General features: G+C 70.8%; 14 protein-coding genes and 1 tRNA gene. 6 read left to right on the forward strand and 9 right to left on the reverse strand.

Annotation, left to right across the window (positions count from 1 at the left end; translation table 11 throughout):
• Positions 1 to 171 precede the first annotated feature (171 nt).
• From MTS1_RS07670 to MTS1_RS07695, 6 genes are all read left to right on the forward strand, one after another.
• Entirely contained in the window at positions 172 to 1,476 is a 1,305-nt protein-coding gene (locus MTS1_RS07670; RefSeq protein ID WP_052007628.1) for an ABC transporter substrate-binding protein, read from the forward strand.
• Positions 1,477 to 1,484: 8 nt separating this feature from the next.
• Entirely contained in the window at positions 1,485 to 2,501 is a 1,017-nt protein-coding gene (locus MTS1_RS07675; RefSeq protein WP_023952841.1) for a carbohydrate ABC transporter permease, read from the forward strand.
• Positions 2,498 to 3,394 carry a carbohydrate ABC transporter permease gene (locus MTS1_RS07680; protein ID WP_023952842.1) on the forward strand — a complete coding sequence of 299 codons (897 nt, stop codon included), beginning with the start codon at positions 2,498 to 2,500 and terminating at the stop codon, positions 3,392 to 3,394. Before MTS1_RS07675 ends, MTS1_RS07680 begins: the two co-directional genes overlap by 4 nt.
• Positions 3,395 to 3,472: 78 nt before the next feature.
• Complete coding sequence (locus MTS1_RS07685) at positions 3,473 to 5,698, forward strand: beta-glucosidase (RefSeq protein WP_081731829.1); 2,226 nt, start codon at positions 3,473 to 3,475, stop codon at positions 5,696 to 5,698.
• 43 nt (positions 5,699 to 5,741) lie between these two features.
• Entirely contained in the window at positions 5,742 to 6,119 is a 378-nt protein-coding gene (locus tag MTS1_RS16035) for a hypothetical protein (RefSeq protein ID WP_023952846.1), read from the forward strand.
• 25 nt (positions 6,120 to 6,144) lie between these two features.
• A tRNA-Gly gene (locus tag MTS1_RS07695) sits at positions 6,145 to 6,218 on the forward strand.
• 145 nt (positions 6,219 to 6,363) lie between these two features.
• On the opposite strand, the gene MTS1_RS16040 is transcribed toward MTS1_RS07695, so the two are convergent.
• Genes MTS1_RS16040 through MTS1_RS07740 form a run of 9 tightly spaced genes read right to left on the reverse strand, consistent with a single transcriptional unit; the run spans position 6,364 to position 14,880 of the window.
• Positions 6,364 to 6,936 carry a hypothetical protein gene (locus MTS1_RS16040; RefSeq protein WP_023952848.1) on the reverse strand — a complete coding sequence of 191 codons (573 nt, stop codon included), beginning with the start codon at positions 6,934 to 6,936 and terminating at the stop codon, positions 6,364 to 6,366.
• Between the two features lie 4 nt (positions 6,937 to 6,940).
• Positions 6,941 to 8,008, reverse strand: a complete 1,068-nt coding sequence (locus tag MTS1_RS07705) for a C45 family peptidase (RefSeq protein WP_023952850.1) — start codon at positions 8,006 to 8,008, stop codon at positions 6,941 to 6,943.
• On the reverse strand, positions 8,005 to 8,646 hold the full coding sequence (locus MTS1_RS07710; RefSeq protein WP_023952852.1) for an FMN-binding negative transcriptional regulator: 642 nt from the start codon (positions 8,644 to 8,646) through the stop codon (positions 8,005 to 8,007). Before MTS1_RS07710 ends, MTS1_RS07705 begins: the two co-directional genes overlap by 4 nt.
• Positions 8,647 to 8,649: 3 nt before the next feature.
• Positions 8,650 to 9,669: a P1 family peptidase gene (locus MTS1_RS07715; RefSeq protein WP_023952853.1), complete on the reverse strand. Its 1,020-nt coding sequence runs from the start codon at positions 9,667 to 9,669 to the stop codon at positions 8,650 to 8,652.
• A complete protein-coding gene (locus MTS1_RS07720; protein WP_023952855.1) occupies positions 9,666 to 10,436 on the reverse strand; it encodes an ATP-binding cassette domain-containing protein in 771 nt (256 codons plus the stop codon). Before MTS1_RS07720 ends, MTS1_RS07715 begins: the two co-directional genes overlap by 4 nt.
• Positions 10,433 to 11,425, reverse strand: a complete 993-nt coding sequence (locus tag MTS1_RS07725; protein ID WP_023952857.1) for an ABC transporter ATP-binding protein — start codon at positions 11,423 to 11,425, stop codon at positions 10,433 to 10,435. Before MTS1_RS07725 ends, MTS1_RS07720 begins: the two co-directional genes overlap by 4 nt.
• Complete coding sequence (locus MTS1_RS07730) at positions 11,422 to 12,306, reverse strand: ABC transporter permease (protein ID WP_023952859.1); 885 nt, start codon at positions 12,304 to 12,306, stop codon at positions 11,422 to 11,424. The genes MTS1_RS07725 and MTS1_RS07730 overlap by 4 nt, the downstream gene beginning before the upstream one ends.
• Positions 12,303 to 13,268, reverse strand: coding sequence for an ABC transporter permease (locus MTS1_RS07735; RefSeq protein WP_023952861.1), 966 nt, complete (start codon positions 13,266 to 13,268; stop codon positions 12,303 to 12,305). Before MTS1_RS07735 ends, MTS1_RS07730 begins: the two co-directional genes overlap by 4 nt.
• Position 13,269: 1 nt before the next feature.
• The gene (locus tag MTS1_RS07740) at positions 13,270 to 14,880 is read right to left on the reverse strand and encodes an ABC transporter substrate-binding protein (RefSeq protein ID WP_023952863.1); all 1,611 of its coding nucleotides are present in this window, start codon (positions 14,878 to 14,880) and stop codon (positions 13,270 to 13,272) included.
• Between the last annotated feature and the right edge of the window lie 6 nt (positions 14,881 to 14,886).

The following is a 14,886-nucleotide window of genomic DNA, read 5'->3' on the forward strand; positions in this document are numbered from 1 at the left end:
AAAACGTTTGACACCTCTTTGTTGCCCGCGCAAACTTTCGGTGTCCGACAGCACCAGCGAATGTCCGACGACACCGAGCATCGCCGCTCGGCGGTTCGAGCAGCCCAGCCCGGGCCCGGCCGCGGCGCGCTCATCGGCAGATGTCCACTCAACGAAGAGAGAAGGAATCACATGGCACGCACCATCACGGCTCGCCGCAAGGCGGCCGTCACGGCAGCCGTCCTGGCGGTGGGGGCCCTCGCCCTCACCTCCTGCAGCGGCAACGGCGACGGAGGCAGCGCTGACGGCACCGTCGAGATGACGCTCTGGCAGAACTCGACGACCGGCCCCGGCCAGCAGTTCTGGAAGGATGCCATCGCCGCATTCGAGGCGGAGAACGAGAACGTCAAGATCTCGATGCAGTCCGTGCAGAACGAGGACATGGACGGCAAGCTCCAGACGGCGCTCAACGCGGGCGACCCGCCCGACATCTTCCTGCAGCGCGGTGGCGGCAAGATGGCCGCCATGGTGCAGGCCGGACAGCTCATGGACCTCACCGACCTCATCGGCGACACCGCCAAGGAAGAGATCTCCGAGGGCTCGTTCAAGGCCGAGACCTACCAGGACAAGGTATGGGCGATGCCGCTCGCGGTGCTCCCCAGCGGCTTCTGGTACAGCTCCGACCTGTTCACGCAGGCCGGAGTCACCGAGGCCCCCGCGACGATCGACGATCTCGAGACCGTGGTCGGGCAGCTCAAGGATGCCGGAATCGCCCCCATCGCCCTCGGTGCGAAGGATGCTTGGCCGGCGGCGCACTGGTTCTACAACTTCGCCCTGCGCGAGTGCAGCCCGGAGACGATCGAGGAGACCGGCGACTCGAAGGACTTCAGCGACGAGTGCTGGCTGAAGTCGGCCGAGGACCTCGCCGACTTCGCCCAGCTGCAGCCGTTCAACGAGGGCTACCTCACGACCTCGGCTCAGCAGGGCGCCGGCAGCAGCGCAGGCCTCATCGCGAACCACCAGGCGGGCATGGAGCTGATGGGCGCCTGGAACCCGGGCGTCATCGCCTCGCTCACGCCGGACGAGCAGCCTCTCCCCGACCTGGCATGGTTCCCGTTCCCCGAGCTGTCGGGCGGCGCCGGTGAGCCCGGCTCGATCATGGGCGGCGTCGACGGCTACTCCTGCTCGGCCAAGGCCCCGAAGGAGTGCGCCGACTTCCTGAACTTCCTCGCCAGCGCCGAGCAGCAGGAGGCCTACTACAAGGCCTTCAACGCTCCCCCGGTGAACTCGGTCGCGCAGGAGGCGGTCGAGGAGGAGTACCTCCAGGAGGTCCTCGCCGCGTACAACAAGGCTCCCTTCGTCTCGCAGTGGCTCGACACCGTCCTCGGACAGAACGTCGGCAACGCGCTCAACGTCGCGGTCGTCGACCTGCTGGCGGGCAAGAGCACGCCCGAGCAGATGATCCAGTCGGTCTCCGACGCAGCGAAGAAGGGCTGATCCGCATCATGTCGCTCAGCGAGACAGCCGTGGCGGGCACCGCCGACGGCGTGGATCTCGCGGCCCGGGGCGAGGGCGTCTCCACGACGCCCTCGCCCTCCCGGCGCCGCCGAGGCCTGGGCTGGTCGGGTCGCCTCGAGATCGCGGTGCTCGTCGGCCCCGCCCTGGTGATGTTCGTCGGGTTCGTCATCTTCCCCGTGGTGATGGCGGCCTACTACGGCTTCTTCCGCTGGCAGGGCTACGGGCCGCCCACCGAGTTCGTCGGCCTGCAGAACTACATCACGATCCTCACCGACCCCACCTTCGTCGAGGCCCTCAGCCACAACGCGATCATCGTCGTGGCGTCCCTCGTGCTCCAGGGTCCTGTCGCGGTCCTCCTCGCCCTGCTGCTCAACCGCCGCATGCGAGGACAGTCGCTCATCCGCGTGCTGATCTTCGTGCCCTACGTCATCGCGGAGGTCGTCGTCGGCACGGGCTTCGGACTCATGCTGCAGACCCAGGGCGCCCTCAACGGGGCCCTCGAGCAGCTCGGACTGGGCGCGCTCACGCGCGACTGGATCGCCGATCCCTCGATCGCGATCTGGACGCTCATGGCCATCCTGACCTGGAAGTACGTCGGCTTCGCCGTCATCCTCTTCCTCGCGGGCCTCCAGGGGATCCCCGACGAGCTCTACGAGGCCGCCGCCCTCGACGGCGCGGGCTACTGGCAGATGCACTGGCGGATCACCCTGCCCCTGCTCGCCCCCACCCTGCGCATCTGGGCGTTCCTGTCGATCATCGGCGCACTGCAGCTGTTCGACCTCGTCTACATCATCTGGGGTCAGTACGTCGCGTCGACCGCCGGTACCTCGACGATGGCCACCTACATGGTCGTCAACGGCCGCAACGCCGGCAGCTACGGCTTCGGAAACGCCGTCGCCGTCGTGATCTTCCTCATCTCCCTCGTCGTCGCGATCGTCTACCAGCGCTACGTGCTGCGTCGCGACACCGCGGGGGCCATCACCGAAGGGAAGCAGGAGCGATGACCGCCCTCACCTCCCCCGCCACGCGCGCGATCGTCGCGCCCGCACCGACAGGGCGTCGCGGACGCCGCACGGAGCGCCTGCCCTGGGGCAGCCCCGTCGTGTACTTCGTCGCCCTCGTGGTGATCGCGCTGATGCTCGCGCCGGTGCTGTACATCATCATCGGCGGCTTCCGCAGCAACGCCCAGATCACCGTCGACCCCGCCGGGTGGCCGTCGCCGTGGAACATCGAGAACTATCTGGCGGTGCTCACCGGCTCGCAGTTCTGGCAGCAGGTGCTCAACTCCACCATCGCCGCCGGCGCGACGACGATCGGCGCCGTGCTGCTCGGGCTCATGGCCAGCTACATCCTCGCCCGGTACCGGTTCCGCGGCCGCGGGGTGCTGTACGCCGTCTTCGCCTCGGGCCTGATGTTCCCCATCACCGTCGCGATCACGCCGCTGTACATCGTCATCCGCGACCTGGGCCTGATGAACTCTCTTGCGGGCATCATCCTGCCGCAGATCGCCTTCGCGCTGCCGATGACGATCATCATCCTGGTGCCGTTCCTGCGGGCCATTCCCGACGAGATCCAGGAGGCCGCGTTCATCGACGGATGCGGGCGCCTGTCGTTCTTCTGGCGGATGGTGCTGCCCCTGTCAGTGCCCGGCGTCATCACGGTCGGCATCCTGGCCTTCATCGGCAGCTGGAACAGCTACCTGCTTCCGCTGTTCATCCTCAACAACGAGGCGACCTTCACCCTGCCGCTCGGCGTGCAGGCGTTCTCGTCGCAGTACTCGGTCGACACCGCGAAGGTTCTCGCCTTCACCTCGCTGTCGATGCTTCCCGCCCTGGCGTTCTTCAGCCTGTTCGAGCGCCGCATCGTCGGTGGCCTGACCGGCGCCGTCAAGGGCTGATCCCCCGTAGAGAAAGCACAAACCGTGACCCTCACCGATATCTCCGTCTCGACGCGCGTCTCCGACCTGATCGCGCGCATGACCCTCGACGAGAAGCTGGCCCAGCTGGTCGGCTTCTGGGTCGACCAGGGCGATGAGGTCGTCGCCCCGATGGCGGGCGAGATGGCGTCGTCGACCGCCTACGCCGACGCGACCGTCCACGGACTCGGGCAGCTGACCCGCGTCTACGGCACGCGGCCCGTCGACCCGATCGAGCGGGCGGCGTGGTTGTGGAACGAGCAGCGCCGCCTGGTCCGCGAGACGCGTCTGGGCATCCCCGCGCTCGTGCACGAGGAGTGCCTGACGGGTCTGGCGGCGTGGCAGGCGGCGACCTTCCCCACTCCTCTCGCGTGGGGCGCGGCGTTCGACCCCGAGCTCGTCGAGGAGATGGGGGCGCTTATCGGCGAGTCGATGCGCGAGCTCGGCGTCCACCAGGGTCTCGCCCCGGTGCTCGACGTCATCCGTGATCCCCGCTGGGGACGCGTCGACGAGTGCATCGCAGAGGATCCGTACGTGGTGGGCTTGATCGGCACCGCGTATGTGCGGGGTCTTCAGAGCACGGGGGTCCATGCGACGCTGAAGCACTTCGTCGGGTACTCGGGCTCGCAGGCGGGCCGGAACCACGCGCCGGTCCACGCGGGACCGCGCGAGATCGCCGACGTGTTCCTGCCGCCGTTCGAGATGGCCGTCCGCGACGGCGGCGTGCGCTCGGTCATGAACTCGTACGCCGAGATCGACGGGGTGCCGGTGGCGGCGACGCCCGCCTACCTCACCGACCTCCTGCGCGAGACGTGGGGCTTCGACGGCACCGTCGTGTCGGACTACTTCTCCGTCGCCTTCCTCCAGACGATGCACGCCGTCGCCCGCGACCGCGGCGAGGCCGCGCAGCTCGCCCTCGAGGCCGGCATCGACGTCGAGCTCCCGACGGGCGACGCCTACGTCGGCCCCCTCGCCGAGCGCGTTCGGGCGGGCCAGGTCGACGAGGCCCTCATCGATCGCGCCGTGCGTCGCGTGCTCATCCAGAAGGAGGAGCTGGGGCTCCTCGACGAGACCTTCGAGGAGCCGCCGACGAGCATCGACCTCGACTCGCCCGCGCACCGCGCGGTCGCCCGTCGCCTCGCCGAGGAATCGGTCGTGCTCCTGACCAACGACGGCACCCTTCCCCTCGCATCGCCCCGTCGCGTCGCCGTGATCGGGCCGAACGGCGACAGCTCGGAAGCGCTCATGGGCTGCTACTCGTTCGCCAACCACGTTCTCGCCCACCACCCGGGCGTGCCGATGGGATTCGAGATCCCGACGCTCGCGGCATCCATCGTCGATGCCCTGCCCGACGCCGACGTCACCGTCGTGCGCGGCTGCGAGGCCGAGGGCGACGACCGGTCGGGCTTCGCCGAGGCGGAGGATGCCGCGCGCGCGGCCGACGTGGCGATCGTCGCCGTCGGCGACCGGGCCGGCCTGTTCGGCCGGGGCACCGTCGGCGAGGGGAACGACGCCGACTCGCTCGAGCTGCCGGGCGTGCAGCGCGAGCTCGTCGAGCGTCTCGTCGCGACGGGCACCCCGGTCGTGCTCGTCGTCCTGTCGGGCCGGCCGTACGCGATCGACTGGGCGCTCTCGGGCGAGGGGGCCGTCGCGGCGGCGCTGCAGACCTTCTTCCCCGGCGAAGAGGGGGGTGCCGCGATCGCCTCGATCCTCAGCGGCGAGGTCTCGCCCTCGGGCCACCTGCCCGTCTCACTCCCCCGGACGTCCGGCTCGCAGCCCTACAGCTACCTGCACCCGATCCTCGGCGGACCCAACGAGATCACGAGCGCCGACAGCACCCCCGCGCTCCCCTTCGGACACGGGCTCGGCTACACGACGTTCGAGCGGACCGGTCTGTCGGTGACGGAGACGGTCTCGGCCGGAGACGCGTTCACGGCGAGCGTGCGCGTGCGGAACACGGGCGAGCGCGCCGGCACCGACCTCGTGCAGCTCTACGCCCGCGACGTCCACGGAAGCGTGACGCGTCCCGTCGCGCAGCTGCTCGGGTTCGCCCGGGTGGAGCTGGATGCCGGCGCCGAGGCGACCGTCTCGTTCGACGTGCCCACCGCACGGCTGGCCTTCACCGGACGCGAGGGCGTGCGCATCATCGAGCCCGGCGAGATCGAGCTCTGGGTCGGACCGTCGTGCGCGGAACGCGAGACCGAGGCGGCGACCGAGATCGTCGGCGAGGTGTATCGCGTGACGGCACCCGACCGGCGCATCGTCGAGGTCTCGATCGAGCGGTGACCGGGGGTCGTGCGCGGCGGGCCCGAGCGATAGTGTGCGGGCCATGTACAACGACTACGCAGGGCCCGCGGCGGCCTTCGGCATCGGCTTCATCGTGCTCGGGATCGCGATCTACCTCGGGACGATCGCGCTCATCCTGTGGGTGAGCTATCTGCTGATGCGCACGGCGGTGAAGAACGGGATGCTGCTCGCGATGCGCGAGAGCGGCGGGCAGTTCCCGGGTGGGGGCGGGGCCGGTGTCGGGGGTGTCGGGGGTTATGGTGCCGGTCCGCGTCCGGCGGCGCCGCCGTACCCGCAGGCTCCGCCCGCGCCGGGAGGCCACGGTGCTCCGGGTGCTCCGGGTGGGCCAGCTGCTCCCGGCGCACCGGGCGGTCCGGCTTCCGGCGGTCCGGCTTCGGGCGGTCCGAGCCCTGTGGGGTAAGCTGACCGAGCACCTCCGGGTGCGTGGGGCTGTAGTTCAATGGCAGAACATCTGCTTCCCAAGCAGATAGCGCGGGTTCGATTCCCGTCAGCCCCTCCAATGCGGAAGCCGTCGGAACCGCCTCGTCCGTGCCGCGATCCAAGGGTCCGCGCCCGACACCCCGGCGCAGCGGCATCCCACCCGGCGTGTCGGAAACGATCGCTTGCATCCCGACCCGCCCCGCGCGCCGCCGCACCGGGCCGGATCAGGTACCCGCGGCCACGGCGACGAGCATCACCGCCGCCGACGCGAGCATGAGGCCCGCATGCACCCGATGGCGGCGATGCGGCAGCCGACGCATGTGGCGAGCCGTCACGACGGCCCATCCGGCGACGAGGCCGCCCAGGACGACGAGCAGCCCCATCGGCGACGTGTGGTCGTGACCTCGGACACCGATGACGCCGTCCATAGCGCCGCCGACGACACCGGCCCCGCCGCCCGCGCCGCCCATCGTCGCCGCGCAGGCGGCCATGACCACGAGACCGAGCGCCGTGTGCACCGCGAGAGGGCAGACCGCGCCGCGAGCCGCGCGTCCGTCGGCGGCCGGCCGCGCGCCGGCGCACCGAGCGACGACCGCCAGCACGACGGCGAGGGCCAGCTGCGCGGCGACCCACCACACCGCGGGCACGGCACGCCAGAAGGTCAGGTCGGCCATCGCCGCGGCCATGACGACCGACGCCGCGACGGCCGCCGCCTGCGTCCCGCGGGGACGGACGAGCAGCACCGCCGTGCCGACGATCGCGGCCGCGAGCGCGCTCAGGTGCAGCGCAGCCGACACCGTGTCACACCGCCGTGAAGCGACGCCACGACAGGGATGCGATGTCAGCGGGCGCCCCGGCCGCGAACTCGAGTGCCCCGGATGCGACGTCGAGCGCGACGGTGAGCTTGGTCTCCCAGCGCAGGTGGTCGGGCTGCTCGGGGCGCGGCCGCACCGAGATGCCGTCGCCCGCCACCGCGCCGAACGCGAGGGCGCGCTCCTGGGCATCCGGGATGCCGGCGAGCTCGGCGTTGTCGACGAGGCAGGTGTAGCGCGGCACGCTCGTCGTCTCGTACGGCGAGTACTCCCCCGCGGCGAGGCCGGGGTCGAGGAAGTGGTTCGTGTGCGCGAACGTCTCGCCGCGCGACACGGGCAGCACGGCCACGCCCGCGGGGGCGACCTCGATCGCCGCCGCGGAGTCCCGGTCGACGACCGTGATCACGCTGGATGCTGCGAGCGGCACCGACCGCGCGATCGCGGTGGCCTCGTCGACGCTCGCGGCACGGTCGAGGATCATCCGCGACAGCACGTGCACCGGCACCCCGGCCTGCGAACCGTCGGAACGGTGGTGGAGGATGTTGAAGTGCACGCCGACCCCACGGTCGTTGACGCCGATCTTGGCGGGCTGCCCGAATTCCGCGAAGGCTGCGACGCGCGCCCCGGAGGCGCTCTGCCACCGGCGCACGAGGGTCTCGTTCGAGAGCGTCTGGTGCCAGTCCCAGGTCTGCAGTGTGCGAGGCGCACCGGCTTCGGGCACGTGGACGATCGTCGAGCATTCCATGGACGGGATCGAGGGGGTCATCCGGGCGAGGATCTCGGTGCGGGCCGTGAGCATCAGCACCTCGGCGACCTCGAGGCCGCTGCCGGCGGCGATGCCCCGGAACTCCGCGGCCACCTCCGGCGCATGCACGGCGACCGCTGCATCGCACGCGAGCGCGACGTCGACGGCATCCGCCGCCAGCACACCGGACTGGGCGAACAGCTCGAGGTACGACGCGTGCGCCGCGCGCAGCTGCGGCGCCCAAGCCTCCCCCAGGCGGCGCCCTTCTGCCTCGGGGTCCGTGGACTCGGCCGACCACTCGTGAACGATCATGACCCGGCTCCGATGCGCTCGATGAGGCCGCCCACGTCGCCGTGCGGGCACCCGCGAGCACGCGCGGCGGCGACGACCCGCTCGCGCACATCCGCCGGCTTGTCCTGGCTCAGCTTGAACACCGCGCGCTGGTCGGTCACGGTGAAGCGGAACGAGACGACGCCCCCGACGATGCGCTCGAACGTCGGCAGCGACCCGGTCGGATCCCAGGCGGAGGCCTCGAGGGCCTCGAGCTCGTGCACCGTGCGGGTGACGACGTGCATGCTCTCGGTCGGGTCGTCCAGCACCGTCACGCGGGCCGTCAGATGCACCGCTGCGTAGTCCCAGGTCGGGACGTTCGGATCGTCGGCATACGCCGTCGGCGAGACGTAGCCGTGCGGCCCCGAGAACACCAGCAGCACCGGCTGCCCGTCGCGCAACGAGCGCCACTGCGGGTTCTTTCGCGCGATGTGTCCGAGCATCTCGCCGCCGACGAGGCCGTCGTCGGCGGCGAGGTGCTCGATGATGACGGGCGTGTGGGTCGCGACCGGCGCCTCTTCGGCCGATCCGCCCGAGACGATCAGCGCGAAGGGGTTCGCACGCACGAGGTCGGTGACCTCGCGCTGCGACGGGGCGCGGTAGGCGGGGAACTCGTGCACGGCTCAGCCCGCCGCGCAGAGGATGGCGTCCCACGCGGTCTCGCCCGCGAGGGTCGCGACGGCGGTGGGGTTGAGCGACAGGCGTCCGTGCGCCGTGGCCGGGTCGACGGGCAGCTCGATCTCGTCGGTCGTCAGCGCGAACAACGTGTCACCGTCCATCGAGGTGTGGAACGGCTGGATGCCGCGATGCATCGAGCTGTGCACCTGCAGGGCGAACTGCTGCAGGTCCGTGTCGCTGAGGCGGACGTTCGTCACGACAGCGGTGATCGTGGTGTTGCCCGAGACGCCGGCCGTGAGCCGAGCGTCGGCGATCGCGGCCTCGTAGTCCTCGGCCGGATGCCGCCGTGCACCGCTCGTCTCGTCGTAGTTGCCACGGACGATACCGCCCGACCGGTCGAGGATGACCCCGTAGGGATTCAGGACCGTCACCACGAGCACCTTCACGTCGCCGACCTGGCGGAACGCCGCGCCCTGCCCCGTGAACTCCACGCGGGCGGGATCGACCTTGCCCGCCGACGCGGATGCGCCCCCGCCGACGCGCCCCACCTCGATGACGCCGTCACGCGCCGCGTCGTACGCCGCGCGCCCGAGGGCGGCATCCGGGAACACGCCGTTGTCGCGCACGGAGTAGTCGTAGATGATCGCGCCCGAGACGAGCTGCAGCTCGTCGAAGCCCGCCCGGTGCTCGACCGTGTCGAACAGAGCCTCCGAGACGCCGGCGACGGCGGACAGCCCGTAGACGGATCCGCCGGCGAGGCAGATCGCGTGGTTGAAGCTGTAGAGGCCGCTCGCCCCCACCGCTCCGCCGCGGCGGTCGACGTATGTGCGCGCACCCTGGGGAATCGACAGCACGGTGGCGCCGGTGGGCCCCTCGGCGTACTCCGCGGTGCCGACACGCACGCCCGGGAAGTCGTAGGCGACCTGTCCGCGATCGGTGCCGTGCGCGGGGAGCAGGGCGAAGTCGCCATTGGAGAGCCGGGGCCCCTGCGTGCGGACGGGGGCGAGACGGGGCGAAGGGGTCACGATGAGAGCTCCTGGAACAGTTGACGCGAGTAGGGGTGGGCGGGCGATTCGTAGAAGACGTCGGTGGAGGCGAGCTCGACGATCTCGCCCCGGCGCATGACGGCGACACGATGAGAGATGTAGCGGACGGCGGCGAGGTCGTGCGAGATGAACAGCGCCGCGAAGGCGTGCTCTCGCTGCAGATCCTGGATGAGGTTGAGGATCTGCGCCTGCACCGAGACGTCCAGCGCACTGACCGCCTCGTCGAACACGACGAACGCCGGGTGGGTCACGAGCGCGCGGGCGACGCTCACCCGTTGCAGCTGTCCGCCGGAGAGCTGATGCGGGCGCCGCTGCTCGAACGACACCGGAAGGCCGACGGAATCGAGCATCGCCCGCGCCCGCGCCTCGGCCGCGGCGCTGCGGCGCTCGTGCACGAGCAGCGGCTCGAGCACGGCGTCGAGCACGCTCGATCGCGGGTCGATCGCCCACCGCGGGTGCTGCAGCACGGCCTGGATGCGGCCGGCCCGCGACCGCAGACTCCGGGCGAGCGGGGCGCCCTCGAACCGGACGACGCCACTGTCGGGTCGTTGCAGCCCGAGCACGACGGCCCCGGTCGTCGATTTCCCCGATCCGGATTCGCCCACGAGTCCGAGCGTCTCGCCGGGTGCGATGTCGAACGAAATGCCCGCCATCGCCTGCACGGAACGCCGCGCGGGACCAAACCCCGACGTGAAGCGCACCGAGACGTCGTCGAGCTCGACGACGGGTCGCCGGTCATCGGTCATGCCGTCACCTCCTGGTCCTGGTCTCGCTGATCGCTGTCGCGGCGCAGCAGCTCGTCGGTGCGGATGCACAGACTCGAACGCGCGGAGGTCGGCTGCGGCCGGGTCGTCGCGCACGCCGCGACGCTGACGGGACAGCGCGCGCTGAAGGCGCATCCAGCCGACTCGCCGTGCAGCACCGGCGGCGAGCCGGGGATGCTGGCGAGCCGATCGCCTCGTCGCACGCGCGAGGGATCGGTCGCGGCGAGCGCTCGCGAGTATGGGTGCACGGGTGCGCCGAGCACGTCGCCGGCACGGCCGCGCTCGACCACCCGGCCGGCGTACATCACGGCGACCTCGTCGCACCATCGTGCGACGGCGGGCAGGTCGTGACTGAGCCACAGGATCGTCGTACCCAGCGCGCGCGCCTGCTCGAACATGAGTCGCACGACCTCCTCGCGCACCTGCGAGTCGAGGGCCGCGGTCGGCTCGTCGGCGATGAGGAGGCGGGGTTTGCGGCACATCGCGAGCGCGATCGCGACGCGCTGCGCCATCCCGCCCGAGACCTGGTGGGGGTACAGCTTCAGCACACGGTCGGGGTTCTCGATCTGCATGGCCTCGAGCAGTTCGAGCAGGCGCGGTGTCGACGCGTCCCGTCCCGTCGAGCGCAGCACGAGCTGCAGCTGACGTCCGATGCGCATCGTGGGGTCGAGCGATCCGATCGGGTCCTGTGCGATGTACGCGAGCTGGTCGCGACGGTACCGGCGCAACGCGCTGGTACCGAGCGCCAGCACGTCGATGCCGGCGACGCGGATGTCGCCGCGCACGACGGTCGCCGACCTCGGCTGCATCCGCCCGAGGACGGACGCGAGGGTCGATTTCCCCGACCCCGACTCGCCGACGAGGGCGAGCGACGAGCCGACGCCGATCTCGAGGTCGACGCCGTCGAGGGCGCGCACGGTGGTCGCGCCGACGAAGTCGAGGGCGAGGTCGCGGATGATGACGGCGCTCATGTCAGCGACCTCGTCTCTCGGGGTTCGAGTCGGTCTCGCAGGCTGTCGCCCACGATGTTGATGCAGAGGATCGACAACACCAGCACCGCTCCGGGGACGATGAGCAGGTGCGGGGCGAGGGTCATGTAGAGGGTGCCCTGCTGGATGAGCAGACCGAGCGAGGCCTCGGGTACCTGCACGCCGAAGCCGAGGAAGCTCAGCCCGCCCTCGACGAGGATGGCGACGGACAGGGCGTAGCTCGCTTGCACGATCACGGTGCCCGCGATGTTCGGAAGAAGGCGCCGCAGGAAGATGACCGGGGTGCGGACGCCGCTGATGCGCGCCGAGACGATGAAGTCGCGTTCGGCGACCGAACGCGTCGCCAGGCGCACGACACGGGTCATCAGCGGAATGGTGATCGCCACGATGCTGATGATGGCCGCGGGGCGCCCGGGGCCGATCAGTGCCGAGACGAGGATCGCGAGCACGAGGGCCGGGAACGCGTAGAGGATGTCGACGACGCGCATGACGACCTCGTTCGCGGCCCCACCGAGGTAGCCCGCCACCATGCCGAGGAGCACGCTCACCGCGGCCGAGCAGAGGACCGCGACGATCGAGACGACGAGCGTCGTGCCGATCCCCTCGAACAGCCGAGGCAGGAACGAACGCCCGAGGTTGTCGGTGCCGAGGGGTGCGTCGAACGCGGGCGGCTGGAAGCGTCCGCCGATCGTGGCGCTGGTCGACCCGGCGACGCCCGTGAGGGTCGCGACGACCGTGACGACGACGATCGCCGCGAGCACGAGCATCGCGGTACGCGTGAGCACGTCGATCTCGCTCCATGCGACGCGCGTGCGCCGACGCGCGCTCGACAGCCGCTGGGTGGTGGTCGGTGTGACGGTCATCGCCGGCTCCCTCCGGTCAGGCGCAGCCGTGGATCGAGCGCGTTCGAGACGAGGTCGACGACGAGGGCCGCGAGGATGAACACGGTCGCCGCGAGCAGCACCGCGGCCTGGATGATGGCGTAGTCGCGGCGCCCGAGAGCGGTCTGCAGGTACGACCCCATCCCCGGCACGTTGAACACGAACTCGACGATGACGGTGCCGCCGAGCAGCACGGCGACGAGGGCCCCGACGATCGTCAGGACGGGGGCGGCGACGTTGCGCACGACGTGATGACGGATGATGAACAGGGGCGTCTCTCCCCGGGCGACGGCCGCCTGGATGTGCGGCTCGACGAGGACGTTGAGGACGGCGTCGCGTGTGTTGCGCGCGACCACGGCGACGCACCCCACCGCCAGGACCGCGACGGGCAGCACGAGCGAGCCGAAGAAGCGAGCGGGATCGTCCGCGAAGGCGGCGTACTGGCCGACCGAGACACCGAGCCCGAGCGTCGAGACGGCGAACACCAGCAGGCCGGCGAGCAGGAACTCGGGGATGCTGATGCCGAGGGCGCTCAGCAGCTTGCCCGCCGCTCCCGCCGAGCCGTCCGCCCGGAGCGCGGCGACGAAGCCGAGGGGGATGCCGATGAGCAGCGTGACGATGATGGTGATGGCCGCGATCGTCGCGGTCACCGGAAGCCGGGCGGCGAACTCGTCCGTCACCGACACGTTCGAGACGAAGGAGTAGCCGAGGTCGCCGGTGAGCACGCCCCCCACCCAGCGGAAGTACTGCTCGACGACGGGCGCGTCGAGGCCGGACTCGCCCACGGCCTGGGCCCGCTGCGCCTCGGTGGCAAGCGGACCCAGGACGAGGTCGGTGTAGTCGCCGGGCATCAGTCGCACCGAGGCGAAGATGAGCACCGAGACTCCGGCGAGTGTGAGAAGGGCAGCCAGCACGCGCCGGATCGACCACAGGATGACGGTCATGTCAGCCGGCGCGGAACTCGGTGATGCGGCGGAGGAAGTCGCCGTAGCCCTCGTCGGCGCTCAGCGTGGGGCTGAGCGACGCGGTGTTCCACCCGATCGTCGACGGCCGCAGCACGAGCGGGACCATCTCGCTCTGCTCGTCGGCCAGCGAGCACAGATCGGTGAAGGTCGAGGCGCGTTCGCTGCCGGGCTCGGTCGAGGCACCGGCGGCGATCATCTCGCTGAGCTCGGGCGATCCCGACATGAAGACTGCCGAGAAGCCGGCGAGCTGTGGGTTCCACCAGGTCGTGACCATCGCCGGGTCGGCGTAACCCGCGAACCAGCTCAGCGCCAGGTCGAAGTCGGACGGGGCACCGTAGACGCGTCCCGAGTAGGTCGCGTAGTCGAGTTGCTCGATCGAGACGTCGACGCCGATCTCGGCCAGGTTCTGCTGGATGATCTGTGCGATCTGTGCCAGGACCGGCTCGTCGGTGTAGACGAGCAGATTCAGGTCGAGGCCGCCGGCGGCGTCGACGGCTGCCTTCGCCGCCGCGAGGTCGCGGGCTGCCGACGGCAGCGAGGCCGGATCGCACGAGTCGGGCAGCCCGACGGGCGTGACCCCCGTCGCCGCGGTCGCTCCGCCGAACACGAGCTCGTTGATCGCGTCGCGGTCGATCGCCGAGTTGATGGCGAACCGCACATCCTCGTCGGCCAGCGCAGGATCGCCCCCGAGCGAGTTGATCATCAGGTAGTGGAAGTCGGTGTTGCGCTGCGTGGCGACGCGGGCGTCGGCGGTTCCCGAGAGCAGCGAGGCCGAGTCGGTGGAGTTCAGGATGGCGAGGTCGGCCGATCCGTCTCGCAACGCAGCGGCGCGCGTCGCCTCGTCGCCGACGATGTCGATCGTCAGCGTCGAGAAGCCGAGGTCGGCGGCATCCGGGTGATTCTCGTTCGGCGCGAAGGTCCACTGCTCGTCCTGACGGTGCGCCGTCGCGACGAGCGGTCCGGTGCCGAGCATCTCCTGGGTGATGTCGACCTCCCCCGCCTCGATCTCGGCGATCGGCAGCACGGCGGCCGGGGTGTTCGCGAGCGCCGCGAGGAACGCGGTGTACGGCTCGGCGAGTGTGACGGTGACCTCGAGATCGCCGGTCGCCTCGATCGATGCGACGGGACCGAGCTGACCGGTCCACGTCACCGGGTTGTCGATCAGGCGCTGGAGGCTGCCGACGACATCCGCCGCCGTCATGGGACGGCCGTTGGAGAAGACGGCGTCGTCAGCCAGGGTGAAGACGTACTCGGTGTCGCTCGGGGTCTCCCACGAGGTGGCGAGACCGGGCGCGACGGCGAGGTTCTCGTCGATCGTGGTGAGGGTCTCGTAGACGAGCCCTTCGAGCATCCACGACCGTGCGGTCGCGGCGCCCTGCGGATCGAGGCCGCTGGCCTCGGCGGTGTCGTAGTCGACCTGGACGACGAGCTCGCCGCCCGCGGGGGCGTCGGCGTCGGCGACGGCGATGAAGCCGGGCGCGACCTCGTCGGACGTCGCGGCCGGATCGGGGGCGGATGCGGCGCTGCATCCGGTGAGGGTGAGGAGGGCGATGGTGCTGATCGCCACTCCCGTTCGGGTGCGTGTTCTCATGGCGGT

The sequence above is a fragment of the Microbacterium sp. TS-1 genome (assembly GCF_000509385.1).
Taxonomy (GTDB): Bacteria; Actinomycetota; Actinomycetes; order Actinomycetales; family Microbacteriaceae; genus Microbacterium; species Microbacterium arborescens.

Coding starts and splice junctions, on each gene's coding strand:
- MTS1_RS07670 (WP_052007628.1), top strand. CDS start 172: ATGGCACGCACCATCACGGCTCGCCGCAAGGCGGCCGTCACGGCAGCC.
- MTS1_RS07675 (WP_023952841.1), top strand. CDS start 1,485: ATGTCGCTCAGCGAGACAGCCGTGGCGGGCACCGCCGACGGCGTGGAT.
- MTS1_RS07680 (WP_023952842.1), top strand. CDS start 2,498: ATGACCGCCCTCACCTCCCCCGCCACGCGCGCGATCGTCGCGCCCGCA.
- MTS1_RS07685 (WP_081731829.1), top strand. CDS start 3,473: ATGACCCTCGACGAGAAGCTGGCCCAGCTGGTCGGCTTCTGGGTCGAC.
- MTS1_RS16035 (WP_023952846.1), top strand. CDS start 5,742: ATGTACAACGACTACGCAGGGCCCGCGGCGGCCTTCGGCATCGGCTTC.
- MTS1_RS07705 (WP_023952850.1), bottom strand. CDS start 8,008: ATGATCGTTCACGAGTGGTCGGCCGAGTCCACGGACCCCGAGGCAGAA.
- MTS1_RS07720 (WP_023952855.1), bottom strand. CDS start 10,436: ATGACCGATGACCGGCGACCCGTCGTCGAGCTCGACGACGTCTCGGTG.
- MTS1_RS07725 (WP_023952857.1), bottom strand. CDS start 11,425: ATGAGCGCCGTCATCATCCGCGACCTCGCCCTCGACTTCGTCGGCGCG.
- MTS1_RS07730 (WP_023952859.1), bottom strand. CDS start 12,306: ATGACCGTCACACCGACCACCACCCAGCGGCTGTCGAGCGCGCGTCGG.
- MTS1_RS07735 (WP_023952861.1), bottom strand. CDS start 13,268: ATGACCGTCATCCTGTGGTCGATCCGGCGCGTGCTGGCTGCCCTTCTC.
- MTS1_RS07740 (WP_023952863.1), bottom strand. CDS start 14,880: ATGAGAACACGCACCCGAACGGGAGTGGCGATCAGCACCATCGCCCTC.